This is a genomic window from Paenibacillus sp. yr247, from assembly GCF_900103825.1.
GTDB lineage: Bacteria > Bacillota > Bacilli > Paenibacillales > NBRC-103111 > Paenibacillus_E.
This window is the reverse complement of sequence record NZ_FNIF01000017.1, coordinates 20187-45652: the sequence shown is the minus strand read 5'-3', so window position 1 is coordinate 45652 and position 25466 is coordinate 20187. Positions and strand designations below refer to the sequence as shown.

General features: G+C 38.5%; 26 protein-coding genes and 1 pseudogene. 20 read left to right on the top strand and 7 right to left on the bottom strand.

The genetic code is table 11. The features are described 5' to 3' along the window. Positions 1 to 3 precede the first annotated feature (3 nt). Together BLT91_RS21755 and BLT91_RS21750 are read left to right on the top strand one after the other, a co-directional pair. A complete protein-coding gene (locus BLT91_RS21755) occupies positions 4 to 5697 on the top strand; it encodes a DEAD/DEAH box helicase (protein WP_175532458.1) in 5694 nt (1897 codons plus the stop codon). Positions 5698 to 6055: 358 nt separating this feature from the next. Then, a complete protein-coding gene (locus BLT91_RS21750; RefSeq protein ID WP_090824857.1) occupies positions 6056 to 6331 on the top strand; it encodes a PD-(D/E)XK nuclease family protein in 276 nt (91 codons plus the stop codon). A 933-nt stretch (positions 6332 to 7264) separates the two neighbouring features. Here the strand turns inward: BLT91_RS21750 and BLT91_RS32365 are convergent. Then, positions 7265 to 7414 carry a hypothetical protein gene (locus BLT91_RS32365; protein WP_217635266.1) on the bottom strand — a complete coding sequence of 50 codons (150 nt, stop codon included), beginning with the start codon at positions 7412 to 7414 and terminating at the stop codon, positions 7265 to 7267. A 379-nt stretch (positions 7415 to 7793) separates the two neighbouring features. On the opposite strand from BLT91_RS32365, the gene BLT91_RS21745 reads away from it, so the two are divergent. Beyond that, a complete protein-coding gene (locus BLT91_RS21745) occupies positions 7794 to 8102 on the top strand; it encodes a hypothetical protein (RefSeq protein ID WP_090824854.1) in 309 nt (102 codons plus the stop codon). Positions 8103 to 8552: 450 nt separating this feature from the next. On the opposite strand, the gene BLT91_RS21740 is transcribed toward BLT91_RS21745, so the two are convergent. Next, a complete protein-coding gene (locus BLT91_RS21740) occupies positions 8553 to 8969 on the bottom strand; it encodes a very short patch repair endonuclease (RefSeq protein ID WP_090824850.1) in 417 nt (138 codons plus the stop codon). Between the two features lie 99 nt (positions 8970 to 9068). Between BLT91_RS21740 and BLT91_RS21735 the strand changes: the two genes are divergently transcribed. After that, positions 9069 to 10016, top strand: coding sequence for a hypothetical protein (locus tag BLT91_RS21735; RefSeq protein WP_090824848.1), 948 nt, complete (start codon positions 9069 to 9071; stop codon positions 10014 to 10016). A 35-nt stretch (positions 10017 to 10051) separates the two neighbouring features. On the opposite strand, the gene BLT91_RS21730 is transcribed toward BLT91_RS21735, so the two are convergent. From BLT91_RS21730 to BLT91_RS32360, 3 genes are all read right to left on the bottom strand, one after another. After that, positions 10052 to 10984: a DNA cytosine methyltransferase gene (locus BLT91_RS21730; RefSeq protein WP_217635265.1), complete on the bottom strand. Its 933-nt coding sequence runs from the start codon at positions 10982 to 10984 to the stop codon at positions 10052 to 10054. Positions 10985 to 11502: 518 nt separating this feature from the next. Next, positions 11503 to 12177, bottom strand: a complete 675-nt coding sequence (locus tag BLT91_RS21720; protein ID WP_090824844.1) for a hypothetical protein — start codon at positions 12175 to 12177, stop codon at positions 11503 to 11505. Positions 12178 to 12463: 286 nt separating this feature from the next. Continuing rightward, the gene (locus BLT91_RS32360; RefSeq protein WP_217635264.1) at positions 12464 to 12634 is read right to left on the bottom strand and encodes a hypothetical protein; all 171 of its coding nucleotides are present in this window, start codon (positions 12632 to 12634) and stop codon (positions 12464 to 12466) included. A 370-nt stretch (positions 12635 to 13004) separates the two neighbouring features. Here BLT91_RS32360 and BLT91_RS21715 point away from each other — a divergent pair, with 370 nt between their 5' ends. The 8 genes and pseudogenes from BLT91_RS21715 to BLT91_RS21690 all read left to right on the top strand — a co-directional run bounded on the left by BLT91_RS21715 (position 13005) and on the right by BLT91_RS21690 (position 17177). Further along, a complete protein-coding gene (locus BLT91_RS21715) occupies positions 13005 to 13349 on the top strand; it encodes a helix-turn-helix domain-containing protein (protein ID WP_175532457.1) in 345 nt (114 codons plus the stop codon). Then, positions 13346 to 13873, top strand: a complete 528-nt coding sequence (locus BLT91_RS21710) for an ImmA/IrrE family metallo-endopeptidase (RefSeq protein ID WP_090824838.1) — start codon at positions 13346 to 13348, stop codon at positions 13871 to 13873. Before BLT91_RS21715 ends, BLT91_RS21710 begins: the two co-directional genes overlap by 4 nt. Positions 13874 to 14259: 386 nt before the next feature. After that, positions 14260 to 14532 (top strand): hypothetical protein, encoded by a 273-nt coding sequence (locus BLT91_RS21705; protein WP_090824835.1) that lies wholly within the window; start codon positions 14260 to 14262, stop codon positions 14530 to 14532. Positions 14533 to 15160: 628 nt separating this feature from the next. Beyond that, positions 15161 to 15226, top strand: a pseudogene (locus BLT91_RS33970) (hypothetical protein); the annotation flags it as partial. A gap of 174 nt (positions 15227 to 15400) precedes the next feature. Then, positions 15401 to 15553, top strand: coding sequence for a hypothetical protein (locus tag BLT91_RS31830; protein ID WP_175532455.1), 153 nt, complete (start codon positions 15401 to 15403; stop codon positions 15551 to 15553). A gap of 210 nt (positions 15554 to 15763) precedes the next feature. After that, positions 15764 to 15997: a hypothetical protein gene (locus BLT91_RS21700; RefSeq protein ID WP_090824832.1), complete on the top strand. Its 234-nt coding sequence runs from the start codon at positions 15764 to 15766 to the stop codon at positions 15995 to 15997. A gap of 25 nt (positions 15998 to 16022) precedes the next feature. Then, positions 16023 to 16421, top strand: a complete 399-nt coding sequence (locus BLT91_RS21695; RefSeq protein WP_090824830.1) for a hypothetical protein — start codon at positions 16023 to 16025, stop codon at positions 16419 to 16421. A 63-nt stretch (positions 16422 to 16484) separates the two neighbouring features. Continuing rightward, positions 16485 to 17177 carry a nuclease-related domain-containing protein gene (locus tag BLT91_RS21690; RefSeq protein WP_090824828.1) on the top strand — a complete coding sequence of 231 codons (693 nt, stop codon included), beginning with the start codon at positions 16485 to 16487 and terminating at the stop codon, positions 17175 to 17177. 519 nt (positions 17178 to 17696) lie between these two features. Here the strand turns inward: BLT91_RS21690 and BLT91_RS31825 are convergent. Further along, positions 17697 to 17858, bottom strand: coding sequence for a hypothetical protein (locus tag BLT91_RS31825; protein ID WP_175532454.1), 162 nt, complete (start codon positions 17856 to 17858; stop codon positions 17697 to 17699). After that, complete coding sequence (locus BLT91_RS21685) at positions 17833 to 18297, bottom strand: ATP-binding protein (protein WP_302847532.1); 465 nt, start codon at positions 18295 to 18297, stop codon at positions 17833 to 17835. The genes BLT91_RS31825 and BLT91_RS21685 overlap by 26 nt, the downstream gene beginning before the upstream one ends. A gap of 361 nt (positions 18298 to 18658) precedes the next feature. On the opposite strand from BLT91_RS21685, the gene BLT91_RS21680 reads away from it, so the two are divergent. The 8 genes from BLT91_RS21680 (at position 18659) to BLT91_RS21655 (ending at position 25400) form a co-directional block, all read left to right on the top strand. Next, complete coding sequence (locus tag BLT91_RS21680) at positions 18659 to 20818, top strand: AAA family ATPase (protein ID WP_090824823.1); 2160 nt, start codon at positions 18659 to 18661, stop codon at positions 20816 to 20818. Beyond that, positions 20815 to 21615 (top strand): DUF3226 domain-containing protein, encoded by an 801-nt coding sequence (locus BLT91_RS21675; RefSeq protein WP_090824820.1) that lies wholly within the window; start codon positions 20815 to 20817, stop codon positions 21613 to 21615. The genes BLT91_RS21680 and BLT91_RS21675 overlap by 4 nt, the downstream gene beginning before the upstream one ends. 462 nt (positions 21616 to 22077) lie before the next feature. Then, positions 22078 to 22356: a hypothetical protein gene (locus tag BLT91_RS21670; protein WP_141225055.1), complete on the top strand. Its 279-nt coding sequence runs from the start codon at positions 22078 to 22080 to the stop codon at positions 22354 to 22356. Then, positions 22328 to 22801, top strand: a complete 474-nt coding sequence (locus BLT91_RS33050; RefSeq protein ID WP_254777059.1) for a hypothetical protein — start codon at positions 22328 to 22330, stop codon at positions 22799 to 22801. The genes BLT91_RS21670 and BLT91_RS33050 overlap by 29 nt, the downstream gene beginning before the upstream one ends. A gap of 45 nt (positions 22802 to 22846) precedes the next feature. Next, positions 22847 to 23692 (top strand): DUF2357 domain-containing protein, encoded by an 846-nt coding sequence (locus BLT91_RS33045; RefSeq protein ID WP_254777058.1) that lies wholly within the window; start codon positions 22847 to 22849, stop codon positions 23690 to 23692. Continuing rightward, entirely contained in the window at positions 23611 to 24744 is a 1134-nt protein-coding gene (locus tag BLT91_RS33040) for a nuclease domain-containing protein (protein WP_368086842.1), read from the top strand. Before BLT91_RS33045 ends, BLT91_RS33040 begins: the two co-directional genes overlap by 82 nt. Positions 24745 to 24847: 103 nt before the next feature. Beyond that, entirely contained in the window at positions 24848 to 25126 is a 279-nt protein-coding gene (locus BLT91_RS21660; RefSeq protein ID WP_090824816.1) for a hypothetical protein, read from the top strand. Further along, positions 25110 to 25400 (top strand): type II toxin-antitoxin system RelE family toxin, encoded by a 291-nt coding sequence (locus tag BLT91_RS21655; RefSeq protein ID WP_090824814.1) that lies wholly within the window; start codon positions 25110 to 25112, stop codon positions 25398 to 25400. Before BLT91_RS21660 ends, BLT91_RS21655 begins: the two co-directional genes overlap by 17 nt. The last annotated feature ends 66 nt before the right edge of the window (positions 25401 to 25466 follow it).

Sequence of the window (25466 nt, the reverse complement as noted above, 5' to 3'; positions counted from 1 at the left end):
ACAATGACAAATCCTATTCTTGCATTTGAAGATATTCGAAATAATTTTATCCGTTATATACAAACAGCTTTTGGCACTAGTCACCCGGAAATTGAACATGAAAGGGAAGAATTACTGCTAAAACCAGGTGTGTTATCCCAAGATCCATATATTGAACCATTGCCAAGGTATAAAAGCTCGAACATGAGGGTTACAGAGCTAACTGGTAAAGAATTACCTGGTTTCAGTAATCAGGAAATCAGGCTTTTTCAACAGTTTGCTTCCTGTGGGCTTTTTAATCCGAGTCTGCCTTTGTATGTTCATCAAACTCGAATGCTGGAGTCAGCCATTTCAGGAAAGCATTGTGTTATTACGTCAGGAACCGGTTCTGGTAAAACTGAGTCATTTCTACTACCACTTTTTGCTTATTTGGCAAAAGAAGCTGCCCAGTGGGATGAACCTAAAGCTCCGGATACGCATCTAAATGATTGGTGGAAAAACAAAGAATGGCAAGATAAATGCAATCCCAAATCCGGAAAAAGGCATCGCATGGAAAAGTCTTACCGCGTGTCGCAACGTGGTCATGAACAAAGGCAGCCGGGCGTCCGTGCGATGATACTTTATCCTATGAATGCCCTGGTCGAAGACCAATTAACCAGGCTGCGAAAGGCGTTAGATTCCCCGCAAGCCCGTGAATTCTTTGATACCTACTTGAAGGGGAATAAAATTTACTTTGGACGCTATAATGGCATGACGCCTATAGCGGGCCATGAGTACAAAAAAACGGGTAATCCGAATACCGATAAAATAAAAGAGTTAACTGACCTTTTGAAAAAAATGGAGCAGACGAGCATAGAGGCAGATAAATATGCGAAAGCAAAGGAGAAAGAGGATATCCCCTTCTTTTTCCCTAAGTTGGATGGCTCTGAGATGAGATCTCGCTGGGATATGCAAGATGCGCCCCCAGATGTCTTGATTACCAATTACTCTATGTTAAGCATAATGATGATGCGTGACGTCGATAATGGAATTTTTGAGCATACTAAAAAATGGCTTAGCGAAAGCGATAAGAATATATTCCATCTAATTATTGATGAATTGCATTTGTATCGCGGTACGTCAGGCGCTGAGGTGTCTTATTTGCTTAAGTTGTTGCTACATCGGTTGGGTCTTTCTCCAGATCACCCACAACTTCGAATTTTAGCGTCTAGTGCTTCGTTAGAGCCAGATGATGTAGATAGCCGGGAATTTCTTCAAGATTTTTTTGGTTTGTCTGGTGAAGCGTTTGATATTATTAGTGGTACTCTGGAACAATTGCCTTTTAAAACAGAAACCGTAATTCCCTGGGAACCATTTGCCCAATTCCAAAAGAATTATGATTTTGATCCTAGTGAATCAATTTCTGCTTTGATTCAATCGTTAGATTACAAAGGAGAGGACACTGGATTAAAGGCTTTGAAGGATGCCCTTGAGTCACCTGACATACAATTAGGCAATCTCTTGCTTAGTGCTTGTATGGATAATGAAAAAAATAAAGTAAGGGCAGTATCTGTAGATACATTTGGTAAAAGGTTGTTTGGTACAATTGCTGGGAAAAACGACAGGAAATTGGCACTTACCGGGTTTTTCACTGCACGTGGACTATGCGATAGACCTGGCTCAAACAGTAGCCTCCCGTCCTTTCGGTTCCATTGGTTTTTGCGCAATATAGAGGGGTTATGGGCTTCTACCCATAAAGAAGATGAAACGCGACCTGTCGGAAAACTGTTTCCTCGACCGGATATTGTAGATGCTAATGGCAAACGGATTTTGGAACTTTTATACTGTGAACAATGCGGAACTGTTTTTTTTGGAGGTAACCGTTTAAAACTGCAAAACGGTGGCTTGGAAATGCTGGTCACGTCCCCAGACATTGAGGGAATCCCTGACCGAAACAAGAAAAGCATGGTAGGAAATAGAAACTACAATGAGTATGCTGTTTTCTGGCCTTCAGATACCGAAGAAGTAAAGAAAGAGGCAGTTTCATGGAAACAATCGAAACCAAGAGATGAAAAGGACCCCGCAGCAGCAGAATGGAGCAAAGCATCTCTCAGTTCCGCAACGGGCCGGATTAGCTTTTCACATGAAGATGCAAATGAAGACCCAACTGGATATGTAAGAGGTTATTTGTTTGTACTTGATGGTGGTAATGAAGTAAAGGGAAATGAGTATAAAGCACTTCCTTCGGTATGCCCTTGTTGTTCTGCTGATTACACGAAACGAAAAATGAATAGCCCCATTCGTGGGTTCCGTACGGGCTTTTCAAAAGTCAGCCAGATCCTTTCAAAAGATCTGTTCCATCAATTGTCTAGTGACGTCGAGAAAAAATTGGTTATTTTCTCCGATAGCCGTGAAGACGCAGCACAAATTTCTAATGGGGTAGAGCGAAATCATTATAAGGATCTTCTCCGCGAAATTGTATTAAGTGAATTGCAACTATCCGCTATTGGAGAGGGGCAACTGCTTAGTTACCTAGAAACAGGTGGGACGCTGACGTCACTGGCTAAGGAGTACATGCACGATTTTCCAGATGCGGAGGATAAAATTAAAGAATATCTGGAACAGACAAAAGTTGAACCTCCCGCTGCTTACCGTAGATTTTATGAAGAGAGCTTAGAGAAACTTAATGTTATTCGAAGAAAGAAGGAGACACTTCTTGTCACATGCAAAGAACTTTTCCAGGCAACTTCGGAAAGGGATACCGGAAGGTTAATATCCCGGTTTATTGGGCTTGGAGTAAATCCTGCTGGCAATGACATTGAGTACCAATCGTTTTATTGGGGGGGCAGAAAGTACCGTTGGACTACTCTGTTTAATTTTGAAAAGAAGACGTGGGCTGAGGATTTACCCCTTGAAGCTAGTGTAGCAAAAAACAAAATCATTTCCAAAGTAAGACAAGAGTTATGCGATTTGTTCTTTAGCCGTTTATATTTTAGCTTTGAATCGTCGGGGCTTGGTTATCTTACTTTGCATCTAGATGAAGCCTTTACCAGAGCGGTCACTAGTGATGTAGACCTGGATCAAGAGCTTTTTAAACAGCTATGCGACTCGGCTATCCGTATTCTTGGTGACCTATATCGCCATGAAGGTTCAGATTTCCCTAACAGTCATTGGTTGGAGTTTAACAATGCAAGGAGCATATTTAAAGATTATATTTATGCTGTTTGCAAAAAAATGGGGGTTTCGGACATTCGGTCAGAGCTGATCGGTCAGAAAGTGCTTCATACGATAATTCGGGCAGGGCACGAAGGTGCCGTCCTGCTGACAGAGAAGCTCGATATAAAAGTCGCATCGCCAGGGGATCCATACTGGTTATGCCCAAACTGCAAGCGACCTCACCTTCATTCATCCAGTGGGATCTGTACCAATTGCCATTCAGATTTGCCTGTTGATCCATATGGTAAATGTGAAGTGTTGATGGGAACGAATTATTTGGCAAATATGGTAACAAACGATCGTAAGCCCATTCGGCTGCATACAGAGGAGCTTACAGCCCAGACGGATGACCAAGCAGAACGGCAAAGGCTATTCCGGGGAGTGCTGCTTAAAGCGGATGGAAATCAAACTGGTCAGCAGGTAGATGAAATAGATATCCTAAGCGTTACCACAACTATGGAAGTTGGAGTGGATATTGGAAATCTGCAGTCTGTTATGTTGGCAAATATGCCACCGATGCGTTTTAACTACCAACAACGTGTCGGGCGTGCAGGAAGGCGGGGGCAAGCGTTTTCATTTGTATTAACACTTTGCAGAGGTGGTCGAAGCCATGATGACCATTACTTTACAAATCCCAGCTCAATAACCGGGGATCCACCACCGGTCCCTTTCATTACTGCCAACCAGCCGCCTATCATTAAAAGGTTACTAGCTAAAGAATGCTTGAGGCAAGCGTTTATTGCTATTGGTGTGCGCTGGTGGGATGGTGCCGAAAGTCCACCCGATACCCATGGGGAGTTTGGACTAAAAGATGACTGGGGACAATATAAGGATAAGATTTCCAACTGGCTTCAAAGTAACACTGCTAATATAGAAAAGGTTATTTGCGCTGTTATTCCGTATTGGGAACAAAGTGATGAATGCATTACAAACTATTTAAGATTCATCCAATCAGAACTAATCTTGGAAATTGACATATGCACCTTAAATACAGAGTTAATTGGAGAAGGCCTTGCCGAACGCTTGGCGGAAGGTGCTAAATTGCCGATGTTTGGAATGCCTTCACGAACCAGACTCTTGTATCATGGTTTTGATGATAAGACACGAGCTCCGCTAACAATAGACAGGGATATTGAGCTTGCAATAAGTGAATTTGCACCTGGTGCCCAAAAGACAAAAAATAAAGCGATCCATACAGCTATCGGCTTCACCGCTCCGCTTATCAATATTCAAAATAATTGGAAGCCATCTCAAGATAATCCACTCGCGCAGCGTTACAAGATCGCTCATTGTGATGATTGTGGATATATGCGGGTAGATCAGGAAATCCATCATTGCACGAACTGTGGAGAGTCTACAGGCAGTAATTTTAGGGTTTATGAGGTCGCAGTACCACTGGCATTTCGAACAGACTATTCTCAGGGAAAAAATGCCAAGGAAGAAGAATGGGCAGTTTCAGGGGCCCCTTCAAGTATTGCAGAAGGAAAGCCCGCTGATTTCTCTAAGATTGAGAACTCAAATGTTCATATTTATCTAAGTGGCGAAGGTCGCGTTTGGAGAATCAATGATAATGGGAAGCAATTGTTCCAAGGTGGGCTTGTAACTACGAATAAGACCAAGGCGCCCAATGGCGCCATCTGGAATGCACCGGAAATGCAATGGCAATGGGTCTTAGAGGATTTTAATTATACTACTGATCAGTTTTATCCGAAAATTGAGTCACTTGGTATCGCGGCAGCAAAAACCACAGATTTACTCAGAATAAGGCCGAGCGCCACAACGCTTGGGTTAAATCTAGACCCGTCCAATGTAACATCGAGAGCAGCACTTATATCAGCTGGGTTCTTACTGAGGTCAATAGTGGCTGAACGGCTTGATATAGACGCCGATGAGATTGAATTATGCCAGTATTTAAGATCAAGGGTTGCCGATGGTTCTTACGTAGGAGAAATTATACTCAGTGACCGTTTACCCAACGGGGCAGGCTTTGTTCGTTGGCTCGAGCGTAATTGGGATAATGTCATGCAAGGTATTTTTTCACCTAGTGCTAGACATTCGTTTATGCAATATTTAACGGGGGACAGACATGTTTGTGAATCGGCTTGTTATAGTTGCTTAATGAATTATCGGAATATGCCTTACCATGGGTTACTAGATTGGCGGCTTGGCTTAGCATATTTAAGAGCCATGTACACGAGTGGCTACAAGTGTGGGCTCGATGGCGATTTTTCGTATGAAGAGCTCAAAGAATGGTCTTTATTAGCCCAAAAACTGTCCCGGCAATTTGCAGCATACTTCAATTATGAGCCGGTACAATTTGGTGCCATTCCGGGTTTGCGTTCTGACGGTCAAAATTTGCTTATTGTGCACCCTTTATGGTCTACACAAAACCCCCAGGGCATTTTAGTAGATGCCATCGTTGAAGCAGGAGGCAATCCGGGCTATATCGATACTTTTAACTTACTCCGGCGACCTGGTTGGTGTCATGAACAACTGGGAAGGGAAGATGATACGTGGTGGTAGTATGCTAGCAAAACTGAATGCGCTACAACCTTTGAATAGGGTTACGCCAAGCCGGTATCTTGGTTTTTCACAGTGCAAATATCTTGAGGTATTATCTTCATCAGGTGTTGCAGGGTTACTTCCATTTACTCCAAACGCATATTTTGGAACAGTCTCCATAGCCTATTAGAAAAGGCTAGTAAAGGAAAAATTTCAAACAAGAATAATTTAAATAACGCCTGGAATTTATGTATTGCCGAAGTGGAAGAAAAATTAGTTAGAAACCTTTTAACTAAACACCTTGTCCCTCTAAGTGCCTACGTAAAACAGTATGAAAGAACTTAAGAAGAGGCTACTATTAAATATAGCGGCCTCACTTATGCCTTCATTCAATGTAGAATATAAAATTCTGCTCAGCGGTAACGAGCGTTGGATCGAAACTCCAGACGGTAAACTGGGGGGATATGTAGATAAGATTGTACATACTTCAGTCGGTTATGAGATCATAGATTATAAGACAGGTGAAGTTAAAGGGCAGAATGGGATAAAGACGGAGTACAGCACTCAGCTTATGCTCTATGCTGGAATTTTGTATGAAAGTTCAGGTGAATGGCCTGGAAGAGAAACAGCGATTATTAGCAACCCCAAGCCCTGAAAACTGTAGATATTGTAGATATAGGCCTGCTTGTTTACAGTACTGGAGTAAAAAGAAACAAACGCCTGGAGCTGAGTGGCCATATGATATTGCTGGAACATTTATAGACAGTACTACTCTGGGGAACGGTACACTAATGTTAAGACTCGAATATAATAATATGGTTTATAAAGTAAGGGGGTTGCAGCCCTATAGACACCAAGTTGTACCTAGTAAAAATTGTGCGATTTACAATTTAAGTAAGGATAAGGTCGAAAATTGTTATTCAGAAACAAGTCTTACCACGCTCTATAACTTTTAACCTAATTATTGAGTAGAACTTCAGCATTGTTGATAACTTCTATATCGAATTAGTTAGATTATTAATGTAATTGGTAGTGTATAGATAAGCACATTCAATAAAAATAAAGGAAGAGGATGGGGGATCAAGTTTCCCACCCTTTTCCTCTATTTTATATTCTATCCGCACCATCGCGAGGAATGAGGATACTATCTCCAACCAAATTAAGAAAGTGACCTGAAAATGCATTGAGACTTGATTCGCATTGGTTTATAAAAGCTGGGACGAAGGTTTGATAGTTTGTGAATAATAATCGATTTAGGTCAACATTATAAGGTATTGGGCGTGGATTAACTGGATTCTGGGAATGCTCGGAAAAACCTATAAGGGCCAGTGTCCAGTTGTAAGTGCGCAAATTAGGTGGATTTGCATCAGCCAACTTCGTCATTAAGTAATCAAATAGAGGTGCTCTAACACAAAAGACTATACCGTACCCCTTCCATGTTTGCATAGCAATATTGCTATTTTACGATGAATTGTTCTTGTTATCTTCGCCATGCGTTTGTCTCTATTGTGTGTGCACCAACGGCATTCCTTAATGATTCATTGGTTCTATCCGAGAGTTTTTCCAGCATATTCGGATTGATACTGGGTCAGGGGTATATTTTTTGTGGCGCAAATCCGATGCTCGCATGTAATCCAAACAGTACCGCAGGAATAATAGTTTTATCCTCAACTGGTTCTATTTGTTCAACTTCTACATTAGTTCTTCTTCCTAAATACTCAGCTACACTTACAGGCAAATTGTATCCCCTCATTTGTTTATCTTCATGATATAATCGGTTTCAGTGAGGCAATTCAACAGTTCTAATCTCGAAAGTTCCTTCTTTTTTCTTGGTTGATTTTTCATGGTTTTCTCACCCAGATTCAATCACTCATCGCTCACGGGGGAAATTAAACCTAAATATTCGGCAAAAACCAATTGTAATACCTTTTATTTACTTACTATTATGATTTAGTGGAGTACAGTAGGCTGTTGCTTTTAAAAAAACATTTTTTATTTTTTCTGTGTTGTTTGAAGCCATTTTTAAAACGTATTAAATCAGGGAACGTGGGTTCCTTTCTTTAGTTGCTGAACGTTGAAGGCAAAGTCAAGTAAAAGAACTAAATTGAGGTGGCTTCATGACATTAACTAAAGAATTCGATGTTTGGTTAGTTAGCAGTAGGAACAAAAGATATGGGAATACATTAAGTGCAAGTTCTGCATATAAATATTCCCGTGCGATAAATACAATTTCAGAGGATATGATTAAGATAGGTTTGCTCGAAAGAAGTCTTTATACAATTAATTCATTGCATGATCTAGAGAGAGGAATTGAACGTATAAAAGAAAATGAGTTTTTTATAAGCAAAAACAGTACGGGGCATAATATGTATAGTGTGGCTCTCGAACATTACCTTAATTTTCTACGAGACAGAGGATACAATTAAATACATAAATAAGAACAAGGAAATCGAATTGTAGATCATCTTCCGTCAGGATTCAATGCCCTTGATCCCATTTTGATAAAATTACTTATTGACGATTTGTTGACGAAGTGAGTCAACAAGGAACAAAGTCCAGAGCAACCTACTAGAGTAAAACACCTTATATTATAAGGTGTTTAGCCAACTACAGATTCCATACAAACAACACATGTTCCCGCATACGGTGCTTGTGGAGTGTGTAATGTCAACAAAACGCATTGACAAATATCGGGGACGCCTAAACCTAATTGCTCGATTATAATTAAATGCAAAAGCCTACACGTCTTTTACTGAGAGGGTGTAGGCTCTTGATATTTGATCACATATAGATCAGAATGAAATAGATACTTTATCTGTCGAGCAAACTGAATTAATACAATTAAACAAATAAAAAGCCCTCTTGATGAGTACTTCTTAACTAGTTTTACAATCGTTTATAAAGTGTTGAATTTGCTCAATAGTTTGATCGAAATCCCCTTTCAGTTGATGCTCCCAGATCCGTAGTATATTCCATCCTTTATTTTTATATGAGCTGGTAACATCTAAATCCCTTTGCTTATTTTTTCTTATTTTTTGATCCCAATATTCTCTATTGCTTTTTGGATACCTTCCATGTATGTCGCAATAATGCCAAAAACAAGAGTCGACAAATATAACCACTTTGTATTTCTTTATCGAAATGTCGGGTGTGCCTAATAAACTCCTTGAATTTCTTCTAAATCTTAGGCCTTTGTTCCACAATTCCTTGCTAACAAGATTCTCTAGCTTTGAAATAGAGCGTATGGACTTCATCATCTTACTTCTTGTCTCTTTTGAAACCATGTCTGTCATACACACGCCCTCCTTTGCAAATATGTTCAACACTTTCTATGATAATACTAAAAATTTGTTATAATGTAAGTGGAACTTAATAGAAATAGGTGATGAAACGTGGCAGGGGTTACGGTTGCTGAATATTTAGGTCAAAGAACTGACGTAGATGATATAACACTTGCTCCAGCAGTAGAGGGGGCATTGTGTCCTTTTATGGATGGTAGAAAGTGTCACAAGAAAGTTCCGGTGTGTTCCATTCGTAACAAAGGTAAGTTATGGATTGTTTGTGAGAATCGTTTATGTAGTTCGAAGAAAACAGTACCTGATTCGATTAATCCAAAAAAGAAAATTAAGTTGCCTCTTTCGAGTTATCAGAAAGAAGTTTTAATGAGTATTGCCAAAGTGTCATTTTCACCTGAACTTAACGAAAGTGATGTAGCTGTTAAGAGAGAGGTACCTTTGAAGGCAAATGATCAAAGTGATTATAGTGCTGATTTTGTGATGACCTTGCACAATGGAAAGACTCAATTGGCTGGTCCTGACAGGGTTGTGCTTGAAATGCAAGGCGGTGGAGAAACATCAAATACAGGGGAAATTACTAGACATATTGCTACATGGGCGGAAAATACTCAGAGAACAAACGCAATGTTAAGACAGGAAATTGCAAAGGTTGGTACTATCGAGACAAACGCTTGGCGTCGTCAACAAGAGCAATTCGTTGTTAAGGGCAACGTTGCTCTAATGACATGGAAAGGCTACGGGATTATTTTCTGTGTGGGTGAGTTGCTCTATGATTATATATGGAGAAAGATAGAAAGCAAGGCTGTGTTACCTTCCTTAAAAGAGCATAACTGGACTCTAGCTTTTCTAGAGATTTGTGAAGACAAAGATAAACCTGTACACCCAGGATCATTGCCATTGAAGGTGGGGAGAAGGCTCTTTACTAATTATCAAACCTTTGTTCATGCACTTATCAATCAAGGTGAGCCAAGCCTTGATACTTTCGCAGGAGAATTTGATCGTTTGGATGGAACTACAATCAATATTCCAAGAGATGGTCATTAAACAAATAAAGAAAGTCGGGCTCAGCCCGACTTTCTTTATTTGTTTACAACCGCTAATAATCTTTTTCCAATCCATTCAATAACTGGAACTGCAACCGCGTTCCCTAGTGTTTTGAATCTATTTCCGTCCAGCCCACTGGAAACCCCTGTAGCTTTTCGTACTCCGAAGGGAGCATCCGTCTTACAGATAGCGTCTGAGCTGCCTCTGGAGTCAAGAGTATAGGTTTCTCCGTCATTTCTATACCCTTTTGCTTGGGGTCCGGCTGAAGCTTTTCGTCCAATTCCGGCATGCTGGATAGAGTAGATATTTGAAGAGATAAGGCCCGTTCCAGATCCGGCGCTAATGATTTCCCTCTGACCGAGGCCCTGTCTAGGAGCGATTGCAATTGGACCTTGTTCAAAAAGTACTTCAGCGGCGCGTCCGTTTCTATAACTTGCGACAATGTAGACTCTTCTACGTCGTTGAGGTGTTCCAAAGTATTTTGCATCCAGTACTCGCCATGCCACACCATACCCGAGTTGAGCCAGCGTTTCGATGACGACTCTGAAGTCATTCCCGTTGTTACTATTAAGGAGTCCGGGAACATTTTCGACAATAACCCATTCAGGTCTTCGCTGATCGATGAGTTCTGCGTATTTGTAGAAATGTCCACTTCTGTTTCCTTCAAGTCCTTTTCTTTTTCCTTGATTGGCAAGAGATACATCTTGGCAAGGGAATCCTCCACACCAGACTTCAGCATCAGGGATTTCATCGATTGTAACGTCATTTATATCACCCATTAGTTTAACATTTGGCCAGTGCTTTTGAAGTACTTTCTGACAGAAGGCATTCCATTCACACTGAAAAACAACTTCCATGCCCGCTCGTTCAAGCCCTAAATCAAATCCACCTATACCACTAAAAAAAGAAGCTACTTTTAACATAACTTTCAACCTTTCAAAAAAGAACATATGTTCTAAATTCTGCAAAAAATAAGAATCTCCTGCTGCAATTCAAAAATAATTATAGCACATGAGATGCTTAATGGCCAGAAAAAAATGTCGCAATTTGTGAAATAGGGCTTATCCATATTATCTTTCGTCAGTTAATTAAAAAAATGGTAAATAGCCCCCATTATTTTATACCAAGAGAATCAGGTTTATTGAGCATGTTTAAATCTTCAATTTACTTTTCCCATATTTATTGCTTCCAATTGCCCATAGTCCAAAAGTAGATTTATCGGATTGCATTGAGGTTGATAGTATAGTGGTTATTTGTGAAAAAATTTTGTTGAATGATTGCATGGTTTGATAAATCAATGTTCCATTACCAGTCTGAGAGTTATTGATCTTTGGCGTAAATAGAATACCAAGTAAACACCAACAAATGCAAATACAGTATCTTGGATAATTCATTTTGTTTATGATGTGTTGCATTATTACTGTCCTAAAGACCTCCCAATAATACATTAAAAGAAATCCCCCACTTTTCAGCGAGGGGAGGTGTGTTAACCCTCAATACCTTGCGTATGGTTATAACGGATGGTGAAGAGAGGGTCTAATTGATAGGCGAATGTAACAGTTTTACGATTAACGTTTGGCAGTTCATAAATAAGTTCAGTAATTTCTTGACTGTTTGTATCTCTACCATTTGTTACTGCAGCATCAATTTCAGCGAATCGTGGTAAGACCGCAGTTACCTCAACTCGGCTACCATTCACCATACCAAGCCCATCGAAAGGAACACGAATCTGCAATTCGTATGTGTTTGGCAATCCCTGGTTAGTGAGAGGGAAAATTTTATATTCATAAGTTAGTTCGTATAAGTTCGTTGAACCTGTAACAGGCGTAAGTGTTGATTTCTTTAATACAGACAATAGAAGGAGTTTCGCAGCGTCTTCTAGTGTACCAGCAGGGTTTCCATTAAGAGCTTCTTGTTGAATGTCCTCTGTACCAGCCAATAATGTGCTTGCCTTGAATGGCGTTACTTCAAGGTTCTGTAAGCGAAGGAAATTAAGCAATGCAGGACTTGCCGTTACACCACTTGGAACATAATACTCGTCTAAAATTGGCTCATCAGTTTTGATTGTGGTTTTAACAAGCGCAGTATCAAAAGAATTGTTATTATAACGTGAAGTACCGTTTACGAAAATGATTACGTCTTGCAATGTAATGTTAGGCATAGTGGTCGTACCTCCAAGTTCTAGTGTTTGTTTAGTAACTTATCATGGGCTTGTCCATATCCATTCATTGAATTACAACATCTAATAGCTACACAACGTCTCTAATATTTATATCTTTATTATTGCGTGTATTGAGCTAGTCAGCTATTATAAAGAATATGTATTCGTAGAAATGCCAAGTGTCAGTGTTGCAACCACTGAACCATATTGGTAATTAAACAGACCCACGATAAGCGTGTTGGTTGAGAGTGCATCACGGATGAAGACTTTGAGAAGTCTTCTTTTTTTATTTCTCTTTTCTGACCCCCTTGAAAGGGTTAGGGCTACTTGTCTTTTGGTCCATTATACGACCAGTTTCAGTGTCACGTTTCGTCCAATTTCCGTTAGGAGCTTGGAATTGGCTGCGGTTTGCCACTTGTCCTTGACGACCACCACCTGTGGGTCCATTCTTTGCCATGTTGTTTCACCTCATTCTCCATAGTGGCTAGTATATGTTGCTACGAGTTTATACTAGCATTAATGTCTAAGTAGTGTCAAGTATAAGTATACATTTTATTTTTTTCATGTTAAGTAATACTTTACATATTCAACATTAAAGGTGATACATTGTTGTTAATACATTATTGTAAAGTTTTATCATACATTTTGTTAAGGTAATCTAGTTCATTTTTTTTAAAAAAAGATGTTCACAATTAGACTTGACTTTTACTTTTATTTTTGTTTATATTATTGACAAAAATCTTGGGTATAGAGATACTATAAGTATCTCATAATAAACATTTAGGAATACTTTATGTAAGTATTATGAAAACGGATGGGGAATGACGATGGTAAAACAAGATGTCATTTATGAGGAAATTGGCAAAAGAATTCGTGAAGCAAGAGAAGTAAAAAAATGGACGCAAGAAGAACTAGGGAAACTAGTTGATTTGACACGTACCTCAATTACAAACATTGAAAGAGGAAAGCAAAAAATACAAATTGATGGTTTGTATAATTTTGCTGACATACTTGGTGTTAGTGTGTTTTCATTGCTTCCACATGAAAGCGTTTTGTTAAACAATATTGAATTACCAGGCAATGAAGAAAGATTAAATGAAGTTGAGCCAGAAGTAATTGACTTTGCGAAAAAAGTATATGCAAATTATAAAAGAAATGAGGGAGAAAAATGAGTGTCCGTTCCGCTGAAAAACGTGCTGAACAAATTTTGAGCGAATTTGGAATAGTCAGACCTCCAATTAATCTAGAAAGCATAGCAAAAGAATTAAAAGTGCATATTCAATATGAATCATTTGATGGAGAACTGTCAGGAATATTAATCCGTAACGAAGAATTGGGCGAGTATATAATTGGTGTCAATAAAGAACATGCTGATAATCGAAAAAGATTTACAATCGCTCATGAAATTGGGCATTTTTTGTTACATGAAGGAAACGAAACATATATAGATACTTCTATAAGATACAATTTTAGAGATTCCGATTCTTCACAAGGTACAAATATGGATGAAATGGAAGCAAATGCTTTTGCAGCTTCTTTGCTAATGCCAGAAGATATGATTGAAGAGTATATAAAAAATCATCATGGTTACATCGATTACAATGATGATAAAGAAATAAAAAAAATGGCAGAAACTTTTCAAGTAAGTGTACAAGCATTAATGATTAGATTAGCAAAACTTCGTAAGTTTGATTAATAAAATAATAATAAAATTTTAAATAATATTTATTTAAATATCGCTTTGAATGAAGTTGTGATATTAGTTTTATTGGAAGTTAAAGAGATTTTAAAGAAATTTCGTAAAGACAATGAAGAAACTATTGTTGTAAAAGATACCCCAGATGTATATGCAGAAGACGTGATATTAAGGTTGATTACTTATTCAAGTCAATTAGATGTGATTACAAAATTGAAAAGATTTAATAGAGATTTCCAAGTAACACTTTTTTTTATTCTATACAGCCTACTGCCAAAAAGAAAAAGGACTAAATTCCAAATTCATTAAGATAAGCAATGTGGTTTATATGAAGTTTGTTATAATAACACTGTGGTATTAATAATAAATTAGGTTAGGTGAGACTAATGATAAATGTACCAACTGACCATAAAGAGCGTTTAAACTATGTGCTTGATTTAGCTTGGAGTATCTTTATTACAAGGCTTTCTCTTGGGCGCATTAAAGTCAATAAAGAATCATCCATGCAATTACATTACGCTTCATTGATTAACAATTTGGGTGAGCTATTGTGTTTGGATAAAGCTGATGTTTTTACTATAGAGCTAGAACATTCATATCAAAAAAAGAATGTAGATATTGTTTGTTACTACAACGATACTAAAGCGGCAGTGAACTAAAATGTTTCAAAAAATTATCTAATCGTGCAACTGATACGGATATGTACGATGTTTTAAAAGACATTGAACGTCTTTTTGATTATGAGAGTTTTCAGTAAAACGTTTTTTATGTCTGACTGATAATCCATACTATATGAATGGTCAACACTCTGGTCATGCTGAATCAGTAAGTATAAACCACGGAACATTGTATATAAATGAAAATCCTATTATTCCAAGTTGGGCTGGGAAATGGAAGGATACTAGTAGGGATAGAACATTACACTTTAAAAAAGATGTAGGGTTCGAATGGTTTCAAGAGAAAGAATGGTACTACTTAAATTTAATTTTGGACTGAATATAAAGCATGGGTGTTGTTGTTAAGTATGGGAATCAGATAGTTTTAAAGTTGAATTCCAACATATGGGAGTTTTCAACTAATGAAGAATCTCATTGTAGAATGCAACTGTTCTTGTACCTATGCGACGAATTTTCAGTGTGTTGAGAGCTCTGGTAGCTTGGGATGAAAATTACACAAAGCATTACGGCCTGAAAAAGGAGAAACAATAGTTAAATTAACAATCGATTCATCCATGGCTGTTATTAATAATAAAGAGGTAAGTCTAGATTTGGCACGACGGTAACAAATGGAACGACAATAGTTCCAGCACGCTTTGTAAGTGAAATCTTTGGCGCAAATAAAGGTTGGGACTAAAAGGAACGCATGGTTATTATTAATAAACACTAAGAATTTGTAAGAGCGCATTATAGAAGTCGTAAACAAAAACCCACCTGCATTCAGGTGGTTTTTATATATAATAGATGGTTTTTTTAATAATTCATCACCGCGGGGCATGGAATTTATAGGATTTTGTATAAGACGGATTATATGCTTAACAGGGCGAAGGAGGTCTCTGAACTGCGTTTGGAGACGGAAGAAGAGCTTAGAGATTGGCGTGAGATACGGCGAGTGGGTAAGGTGAAAGTAACGCTGGATCGGGAGCATTTGGATTTGGGTAGTACTGTTTTGGGGATTGATTAGGAATAGCTTTCTAAATAAGATGTTTTCATTTATTTCTCATGGTCTGTAGGCAATAAGAATTAGTTTAGCCCCTTATTCAAATAAGGGGTTTTCTTAGTTTCGGGGTATTTAGAATAAAAAGGAAAATTATGGGTGACTGTCGAATATTGTATTATTTTAGGAAAGAATAGCTTTTCGTCACAATAATTCTTATTAAAGGTGGTACAGACAATGGCAAGAACGTATTACGCAGAAGGAAGACAAATTGCTTACTGGTCTATCATTTTTCTTTTCACTGATTTAAAACAAATTTGGTGGATGTTCTTCGTAATTATTATCTCTTCCATTCTGCTCGCTGAAATATTTGGTTCAAGATGGACGAAGAAAAGAAGGGCTGATAAAAAGGCTTACTATCAGATAGAACGTATTAATGGATCAGGTGATCATGACTTTATTATATTATAAATCAAAACAGAAAAGAGATGACATCATGAAACGTAAGAAACTTACAATTTCAACATTTTTATTTAGTGCTTTGGGATTGATTGTTATGTTCAAAATATTTATTTATGTAATCGAACATTTTGTATTTCAAGTCACTGGAGAAAATGGATTAAAGGTCGATGAATCAGATTTAAATATTGCTTTTGTCATAGTCGTAGTATTGCTTTTGATTCGGATTAGTTATGTTATTGTGAAGGATAAAATGGTAAGTGCTAATAAAGTAAAATATACCAATATAAATGTTGAAGAGACTTCAGAATCGTTTGCTTGTGCCGAATGTGGCAAAAAGGTCAGTGAAAAAGTTAGGGATTACTGTTTGGAACGCCAAAATAAATTTGCAGGACAAGTGTATTGTTATGACCATCAGAAAATGATTAGTACATAGAAAATGTAGATTTGCAACCAGCTAATATTAAAATCAGAAGCATCATGAAGAGAGGGTATATACATGTTTAAAAAAATACTAGATTTATTTAGAACATCTTCAAAAAAAGAAGCTAAGAAAAACACAAAAAAACAAAGTGTAAAACCAAATAGGAAGATTGAACCTACGCGAATAGGCGAATTGGGTGAACACAAAATTAACATTCAACTAGACCAACTTCCCAAAGATTGCAAATATCTGAGTGATATTTTAATAGTAAATTCTAAATCTAAAACGGGATATTCACAGGTCGATCATTTAGTCATTACTCCTTTTGGTTTATTTGTTATCGAAACTAAAAACTATAACGGTGAAATTAAAGGAAACAAAAATGATAAGTACTGGTCGGTAAGTAATAGATTCAAAATGTATAACCCGTTTTTTCAAAATTACGTTCACATAAAAGCTTTGGAATACATATTACATGAATTTAAAACATTAACATATATATCGATGATTTCTTTTACGATGCGTTGCAGATTCAGTGTAGATCCTGAACTTAGAAAAATTCATTCCAACGATTTAATTGTTTACGATGTGGAGTTAACCGAGTTTATCCAAAGGAAACTTTTAAGATTTAAAGCGGAATCCCCTGAACCAAAACTTAACGAGGATGCAATCATCCGAATATATGAAATAATTCAAAAGGCTAATATAGTAGATCCCCTTATTAGGAATGAACATATTGAAAGAGCAAAAACTTCATCAAGCAAATAGTTATTTTTAGTAAATGATATCAACCCAGGTGTTTTGCCTGACCCAATAATCTCGAAACTGCGTTCTTTTCGCAGTGAACATTTTACAACTGAAGAGACCTGCGATTTTATTGTGCAGCTCGTTTTGTGAAAAAGAACGACGCGGCAGTGGAGTATAAATACATTTTCGATGCATAATACCACATTAATCCTGCTTATGAGGGTACTCCAATACTTCGAGAGGTACTGGACGCTGGGGCCGAAAGAGGATGATATCAATACGATGCACCCTTATCGAGATGCCTTGTTCCACGTTCTGCTATATCGGCCATCACCTCTAGTAGAGGCGAGACGGATGAGCTTTATGTCGTGTTTGAGGTGGAGGGGTGGGTCAAAAAGAGAGAAAGCTATAGTTCCCGCGTGTAAATGTCAATCAAAAAGTTGACCACCTTGCTAACCGAAAAGTTGACCACCCCGGCGATAAAAATGGGCACCCGAGGGTGCCGGTGTTAGAGGTCGATGCGCGGTTGGTTGCAGCGCATTAAAAATCAACAGTCGTCAGCTTGCGGTAAAGCTCCAAGTTGCCTTGCTTCAAGGCATCTCGTTCTTCTTGAAGGCGATCGATCTCACTGCGAAGGCATTCAACAGTAGCTTCCATTTCTGCGATTCCGTTAAGCTCAGTCTTCATTTTTAACGTGTTCATGTGGGGCCTCCTTTCCACGTCCTCCTAAGGTTTGACGGAAGCGATAGGAATCGCCATCAAAGAGAAGGATGTGCGAGTGATGGGTCAGTCGCTCTAGTAAGGCCGTGGTTAGTGCAGGGTCGCCAAAGACATCCACCCAGCGAGAAAACTCTAGGTTAGAAGTGATGATGAGACTGCCTTGCTCATAGCGCCCAGAGATGAACTGAAAGAGCAGCTTCCCACCTTCACCAAGTGGTACATAGCCAAGCTCGTCGAGGATGACCAGTTCGTACTTGTTCCAACTTTTTAGAAACCGAGGTAAACGGTATTCCATCTCCGCCAGCTGTAGTTCTTGAATGAGTTGCATGACGGATACGAAGCGAACCCGGTAGCCAGCGAGCATGGCACCCATTCCGATGGCCGTGGCAATATGACTCTTCCCGGTACCCGGCCTAACTATTCCGCAAGGAAATCAGATTTTCTTGTTGAATAGTATACATCAGGAGTTCTTATTTTCTCAGGTGTGAGGTAGTAATTAAATCCTCAAGATTTAGGGAGGTTCTCATGTTTTCATGCCTTTTACAAAGTTTAAAAGAGGTGACTTCTGATAAGAATGTTAAATGGGAATGTTTCTTACTATATTTAATGTGTCCTTCGTTACTGAGATTAAAATTTCACTTTTTTGCAATTTAGTGGTGATGCGCAGCAAATCTATTGAAAAACACTTTAACTAAGGACCTTCTCTAGATAACAAATATGTTGCTCAACAATTAAAATATGGTGAAATTGTGCAAACAATTAACCTCAATTAGGAGGTACTAATGTCAATATTATTTTATCCAAAGGAAGTCTCTCTAAATGATTTATATCTCGATCCTAACAATTACAGATTTATAGATCAAAACGATTACAAACCTGTTTCAGAAGTAAGATTCAAAGAACCACGAATTCAAAGGGATACGCTTAAATTAATTTCTGGGAAAAAAAATGAAAATATTACTGATTTATTACTGAGCCTTACATCGAATGGTTATTTACCTGTTGATCAAATTCAGGTTAAAGAACTCCCTGATGGAGGCTACTTAGTATTAGAGGGAAATCGACGTGTGTCTGCTTTAAAAAGATTACAAGAATATGACAATGAGGGAAGAGATATTGGAGTATTAGATTCAAGCATATTTGAGAATATACCCGTTGTTTGTTTGCAAGGAGAAGAAAATAAACAACAAATATTAATGGGTATTAAGCATATTACTGGAAGTAAGAAATGGCCTGCTATTAATCAAGCACAATTTCTTTGGGATCAAATTTACGAAAAGAACATTGAAGAGGAGAAGCTTACATCTTCACTTGGAATATCAATCAGAAAACTGCGTCAAAGTTTGCGAACTCTAGCATTTATTAAGGAATATAGAAGAAGTGATTTTGGTGATCAGTTTGAGACTGATATGTATACAATATTTGAAGAATTTATTCGAACTGGAGTTCTTCAAGAGTGGATTGGGTGGGATAATGTATTATTAAAATCTACAAATTTAATAAATCGCGATCGTTTGTTTTCTTGGGTTTCCGAAGATGATCAGGTATTAGGTGATACCACTGATGATAATGGCGAGATAGAGTTTGAAAAAGTAAAAGTAGAGCGAATCATTACAAAATACACAGATATACGGGATCTTGCTAAATTTATAACAGATGAGAAGGCACTTGAAGAAATGGAAGAGACCCGATCATTGACGCAAGCATATGCTGGAAGTGATAAGGTTAAGGAAAGCATACTACAACAATCAATTGAAATTGTTGAAAAGCAAATTGGAAATGCAGCTACTAATCTGCGTCTCGCTAAAACAGAAGACCGAGCACGATTGAAAAATGTTTTGGCCGCTTTGACCCATCTTGTTGCTGATCAAGGAATGCCGGAGATTCTTGACAATAAGTCTGTTCCTCGTCATATAATTTCTAACAGTGTAAAGAAGCATTTCATATCAATTAGCATTAAAAATTACAAGAAATTACAATCGTTTGATTTAACAAATATAAATAAGATTAACATTATCGCTGGAATTAACAATGCAGGGAAGTCAACATTATTAGAAGCAATTTACTTGCTTACTCGTCAGAATGATATATATGGAGTGTTTGATTTATTTCGTCGTAGAGGGAAACTACAAACACTAAATCAACTTTGGCTTAATCAACAAGAAATTCAAAATCTTCATATATCGGGGATATTTGAAGATTTGCAGGTTTCAGTCCATTTAAACAAAACAGAAGAAGAAGATGAGACACTCGACAAAAACTCGTATCTTAGCACATTGCAAATAAATACGGAAATTAATAACAAAGTTAACGAAAGCAAAGCTCGCTTATATAAAAACAAAGATATAGAAGTATTCTTCAAGAACATTCTAATGCTTTGTAACTCTGTTTATTCGAGCCCCTTTTCGCAAAATGATGAGAATGAAATAATTCTTCATCATTCAAAAAGCATCGAATCGAAACAGTATGAGAAGATTATTAATTTTTTACGTGAAAAAGTAGATGGTGAAATCGTGAATATTAATTTGGAAGGGGATTTAAAACGATTTTTAGTAGCTCATCAACGTTTTGGACGAGCAGTTGACCTGACACATTTCGGAGAGGGTATGCAACGAATGTTTCATGTTGCTCTTCAGTTTGCTTCTGCAGAAAATGGTGTGCTTTTAATTGACGAATTAGAGAATGCAATTCATTACAGGATGTTGCGTGATTTTTCTTTATTACTTCAACGTTTGGCGGAAGTTTTCAATGTACAAGTCTTTGTGACTACTCACAGTAAAGAATGTATTGATGCATTTTTAGAGAATGGACTAGATAATCATACAATATCAGCCTATCGATTGATTAATGAGGATGGGCATAACAAATGTGAGTTCATCTCCGGTGAAGATTTGGCTTTACTAAGCCATTCTATTAATCTTGATCTGCGAGGTGGAGAATGAAAGCACTTGTTTTGTTCTATGAAGGGGCTCACGATCAATGGTTTCTCTACAGAATACTTATCTTATTGAAATTTAAGCACTTGTCACCAGTGATTAAGGAAATGATTTATCCATTAAATGAATATGTAAGTAATACGATAAGGGATCATCCGAATGATGAATTAAAAGTAGAGCAACTACGCCCTGCTGTTCCTATGTTGATGATCAGGGCGGATCAAAATCAACTAGTAGTTTTGTACTCAATGGATGGGAATACTGATTTTCGTAATGTTAAAAGGACTATTAATGTGTTTTCTGCTTATCAGCGAAGTGTTCATATGGATAAGAGAAAAACTTCAAAAGTCGAGAGTTTTTCTTTCATGTTTTTTACAGATGCAGATGAAAAGGGTGTAGAATATCAGGTTAATCGCTTTAAATCGAATTTGTCTAGTTCACTTGATGGGTTAGATGAACTTCAACATAATCTAATTTTTCGCAATAGTACATTTTCTATTGGATGTTACATCTTTTCCCATCCAAATGGCTTTGGGAATTTAGAGGATATTACTCTTCCATTATTTGAAGAAGGATATGAATTGATGTTTCAAGAAGTGAAGGAATTTTTACGTAAACATGGTAATCTCAATGATAAACTCGAAAAGAAAGCAACTCTAGGAGTAGTTGGACAGTTAGAAAATCCCGGAGCCTCCAATGCAGTGCATATCCAGAAATCTATTTTATTAACAGAAGATAAACTTAAGGCTCACTTACAATCACAAGAAATTATTTCACTACTTGAACGAATTCTTAATGATTAAAGTGATACGCTGACCCTTGAATGATCTTAAACTATGTTACTTCCCCACATATCCGAATCATATTTGCGACGAATTGTAGATTTTTACTGCCATGATCGACTTCATGAATTCCTTTCCATTATACTAGGCACTCCAAAGTTCGATTTCCTAAAAATCGACTAAAGAGGGTATGTAGTGTGTTTGGTCCTTACAATTAGTTTTTACAATGGGGACGAATTGGGGACGAAAGATGCTATTTCGAACAAACAGCATCCAACTAGAACAATACTCGAATGGAGGAAACCCTTATAATACAAGGGATTAAACCACTTTAACAATCATTAACCAAGTACACTATGTTCCCGCATACTGTTCATGCGGAGTATGGCTCAATCGACAAATAATAGGATTATTCTAATTAAGAGGCTACCGGATCAGGTAGCCTCTTAGTTATGTTAGCGCCTGTAAATTGAGTGGTTTGCTTTGCTCAGTAAGGAAGCGGCATTCGATATGCAGTTGCTGCAGAAGATTTTGCCTCGCATTCAAGGCAGTAATTCGTCTGTGAAAAAGGCGTTGCTTCAACTGATGCAGGTAACTCAGGATCGTAGCTTACCTATTACGGAGTATATGGATGATGCCTCTAAGCTTTATCTCTCGCAGGAAGCGTTAGCAGCGTCCAAATATCCACAAAGTGCAAGGAAAATTGCCTTCATGCTACGGAGGTTAGAACAAGATGGCTTTACCTCATACTGGCTCTCTTAATCAAAGCACGGAATTGCTGCGAATCGAGACGAATCTGTTCAATCTCTATATTCAGGGCAAGCCGTTCCATCCCACGGTTGAAACCTTGAATCTCCATCGTAATGTGGATGAGGAGTGGGTTGATGCCCATTTTCACGCTGCGCCGCTGGTGGATTCGTTGGTCATAGATTCTATTTCAGTTTTCTCTCATGAACACAGGGCGATGACAAGTTGGAGTTCGGATGATGTGTGTACGCCGACTTTTTATGAAACGCAGGCCTATGAACTGGTCATTGAAAAGAAGGCAGATATTGCCTTAACCTTTCACCACGACAATATCCATGTGAGACAGGCGGTTAAGCCGCTGGGGAAGATGATTTTATCAGGGATTCTTAATTTTCAAAATGAAGTTGGACTCTCTGAACTTGAGCTTCGATTGAATGGTGAGGCTATTTTTCGTCTCTAGTTAGAGATTTTTCCATCGAAAATAGATTACAAGAACGACTATCAGATGATCCTTAACGATGTTAATGAACAGATTTATAATCTTTCCTTCGATTTTCTGAGGAAAACGTATAACCTGACTGGGTTAAAAGAAACGAATCATCAGAGTTTGACAGAGTATTTTACGATTTTGCAGCATGTATTTACGCAGCTTGTGCAGGCTGTTGAGAGAATCAAGCTATCGCCACATTCTAAGCTTCAAAGCGAGAATCGCCTGGTAGAAGCCGCACGTGTGAAAAGAGTCGGAAAAGAGAACATTGCCTTCCTAGCCAAGCGCCCACATCTATTAGCCAAGGATCCGGTGAACGGGGTCATTCAGGTAGGAGGCCAGCGGTTTACACCGACTCATTTGCTTGAGACTAGACGCCATGTTCATTATGATAAGGCTGAGAATCGCTTTGTAAAATGGGTGCTTGTACGCATTGGGCAGAAGCTTAAGGATGTTAAAATGCGTTTAGCTCAAAAAAGTCGTGTAGAAGATCCTAATCTAACGAAGAAGCTAAATCTAATGCAGAGTCAGGTGCAGCGGCTGTTACAGCATGTTTTTTTGAATGTTGGCGAGATGAGGCAGCTGTCGATTTCTCTGGTTTTGCAAATGGCATCAGGTTACCGAGAGGTATACCGGTATTATTTAATGCTGTTAAAAGGTTTGTCGATTCAGAATGATCTTTTCCGATTATCGATGAAAGATTTGGCTCAGCTCTATGAATACTGGTGTTTCTTGAAGATTCATCATCTTTTAAGCAAAAAGTATGAGCTACTAAACAGGATATTATCAAAATCAATCGGAGTGGACTATTCGTCACACTGGATAAGTCACAGCAGGCTAAGATGGTTTATAAAAACCTGTTGAACGGGGAAATTTTTACGTTGTTTTATAATTCATTGCCCAAAGATGATCGAAGTAGTCCAACCCTATCCCAGCGACCAGATAATGTCCTGACTTTGAAAAAGAACGACGCGGCTACGGAGTATAAATATATTTTCGATGCTAAATATCGCATTAATCCTGCTTATGAGGGCAAGCCGTACTTCGAGAGGTACCGGATGCCGGGGCCGGAAGAGGATGATATCAATACGATGCACCGCTATCGGGATGCGATTGTGTATTCAGAGGGGCAGGGGAAAGAGTACGAGCGGAGCATGTTTGGGGCGTATGTGTTGTTTCCCTATCATGATGAGGAGCGGTTCCAGCAGCATAAGTTCTACAAAAGTGTGGAGCTCATTAATATTGGGGCTTTTCCATTTTTGCCGAATTCAACGAGTTTGATGGAGAAGTTCCTGGACGAGATCATCATGGATAGTCCGGAGAAGGCCTATGAGCGGACGACGAGGCCGCGAGGGACGAAGGAGTATTACGGTAATAAATTGTCTGGGAAAAATGTATTGGTTGGGGCTCTGAGTAAGAGGCCTCAATTGGAGGCTGCGTTGGAGCATGGATTTTACCATACGCCTTTGCGGAATATTACGAATCATAAAGTGCTGACTAGATTAGAATACGTCGCGTTGTATCAGTCGATTCGTTTGTTTGGTGCGGATGAAGCGGGCATCTCGTGGTATGGAAGAGTGAAAGATTGGAAGGTTGTTCCACGCTCTGCGATAACGGCCATTCCCTCCAGCAGGGGAGCGACGGATGAGCTTTATGTTGTGTTTGAGGTGTTTGAGTGGGTTAAAAGAGAGAGGGCTATCGTTCCTGCTGGGCATGGGATTTATAGGATTTTGTATACGACGGATTATATGCTTAATAGGGCGAAGGAGGTCTCTGAACTGCGTTTGGAGACGGAAGAAGAGCTTAGAGATTGGCGTGAGAAACGGCGCGCGGGTAAGGTGAAGGTGACGCTGGATCGGGAGCATTTGGATTTGGGTAGTGCGGTTTTGGGGATTGGGGTAACCTCTTCAGACTGAGATAAATAAGGGGCACGATGCGAAAAAGTAATGGGAAGCGAATGATTAGATGCTATTGCCGTTGTGGTATAATGGTAATAGTAATCGAAAGGTGGGGTTATCCATGAGCGTGAATCGTGAAGAGTTGAAACGTTTGATCGACCATATTCCTGAACAAGATGCGGCTGAAGTTCTTGACTTTATTGGTTACTTGAACATGAAGCGAGAACGTGAAGCTGCTCAGCAATTGGATATCGAGGCTCTTTCTGAAGATGCGGATCTTATACGACAGGTTCAAAAAAGCCGCGAAGATAGAAACTCTGGACGCGTTTATGGCCAACAAGAAGGGCTCGATTATCTCCGTGTAAAGGTGGAGGAATTTGAGCGTGGACAAAGTTTATAATGTATATTGGTCGCAAACAGCTCTTGATGAGCTAGCTGGTATACTGGCTTATCCTCCTGAAGTGAAGGAAAGAATTTATTTGGAGTCTTTTAAACGACTATCTTACACACCAACCCTTACCGCCAAACGAATACGTTTTGGTAAATTGGAAGGTTATTGGGCAAGACTTGGTCTCTACCAAGTCATTCTTGTGTTTGAGGTAGATGAAGATAAATCTGTCATTTGGATAGATGGAATTAAGCATAAGCGTGAAAACGTCTATTGGAAGAAGTGAATGGCAAAATTTCAACTCGCAACCTCCCCCAATCATGCGGCGGAGGCTTTTTATTTTGCAAATTAT

Bases quoted from the DNA above. Each gene is read 5' to 3' on its own strand.
- BLT91_RS21755 (WP_175532458.1), top strand. From the start codon at position 4: ATGACAAATCCTATTCTTGCATTTGAAGATATTCGAAATAATTTTATC.
- BLT91_RS21750 (WP_090824857.1), top strand. From the start codon at position 6,056: ATGCCTTCATTCAATGTAGAATATAAAATTCTGCTCAGCGGTAACGAG.
- BLT91_RS21745 (WP_090824854.1), top strand. From the start codon at position 7,794: ATGACATTAACTAAAGAATTCGATGTTTGGTTAGTTAGCAGTAGGAAC.
- BLT91_RS21740 (WP_090824850.1), bottom strand. From the start codon at position 8,969: ATGACAGACATGGTTTCAAAAGAGACAAGAAGTAAGATGATGAAGTCC.
- BLT91_RS21720 (WP_090824844.1), bottom strand. From the start codon at position 12,177: ATGCCTAACATTACATTGCAAGACGTAATCATTTTCGTAAACGGTACT.
- BLT91_RS32360 (WP_217635264.1), bottom strand. From the start codon at position 12,634: ATGGCAAAGAATGGACCCACAGGTGGTGGTCGTCAAGGACAAGTGGCA.
- BLT91_RS21715 (WP_175532457.1), top strand. From the start codon at position 13,005: ATGGTAAAACAAGATGTCATTTATGAGGAAATTGGCAAAAGAATTCGT.
- BLT91_RS21710 (WP_090824838.1), top strand. From the start codon at position 13,346: ATGAGTGTCCGTTCCGCTGAAAAACGTGCTGAACAAATTTTGAGCGAA.
- BLT91_RS21705 (WP_090824835.1), top strand. From the start codon at position 14,260: ATGATAAATGTACCAACTGACCATAAAGAGCGTTTAAACTATGTGCTT.
- BLT91_RS31830 (WP_175532455.1), top strand. From the start codon at position 15,401: ATGCTTAACAGGGCGAAGGAGGTCTCTGAACTGCGTTTGGAGACGGAA.
- BLT91_RS21700 (WP_090824832.1), top strand. From the start codon at position 15,764: ATGGCAAGAACGTATTACGCAGAAGGAAGACAAATTGCTTACTGGTCT.
- BLT91_RS21695 (WP_090824830.1), top strand. From the start codon at position 16,023: ATGAAACGTAAGAAACTTACAATTTCAACATTTTTATTTAGTGCTTTG.
- BLT91_RS21690 (WP_090824828.1), top strand. From the start codon at position 16,485: ATGTTTAAAAAAATACTAGATTTATTTAGAACATCTTCAAAAAAAGAA.
- BLT91_RS31825 (WP_175532454.1), bottom strand. From the start codon at position 17,858: ATGAACACGTTAAAAATGAAGACTGAGCTTAACGGAATCGCAGAAATG.
- BLT91_RS21680 (WP_090824823.1), top strand. From the start codon at position 18,659: ATGTCAATATTATTTTATCCAAAGGAAGTCTCTCTAAATGATTTATAT.
- BLT91_RS21675 (WP_090824820.1), top strand. From the start codon at position 20,815: ATGAAAGCACTTGTTTTGTTCTATGAAGGGGCTCACGATCAATGGTTT.
- BLT91_RS33050 (WP_254777059.1), top strand. From the start codon at position 22,328: ATGGCTTTACCTCATACTGGCTCTCTTAATCAAAGCACGGAATTGCTG.
- BLT91_RS33045 (WP_254777058.1), top strand. From the start codon at position 22,847: ATGATCCTTAACGATGTTAATGAACAGATTTATAATCTTTCCTTCGAT.
- BLT91_RS21660 (WP_090824816.1), top strand. From the start codon at position 24,848: ATGAGCGTGAATCGTGAAGAGTTGAAACGTTTGATCGACCATATTCCT.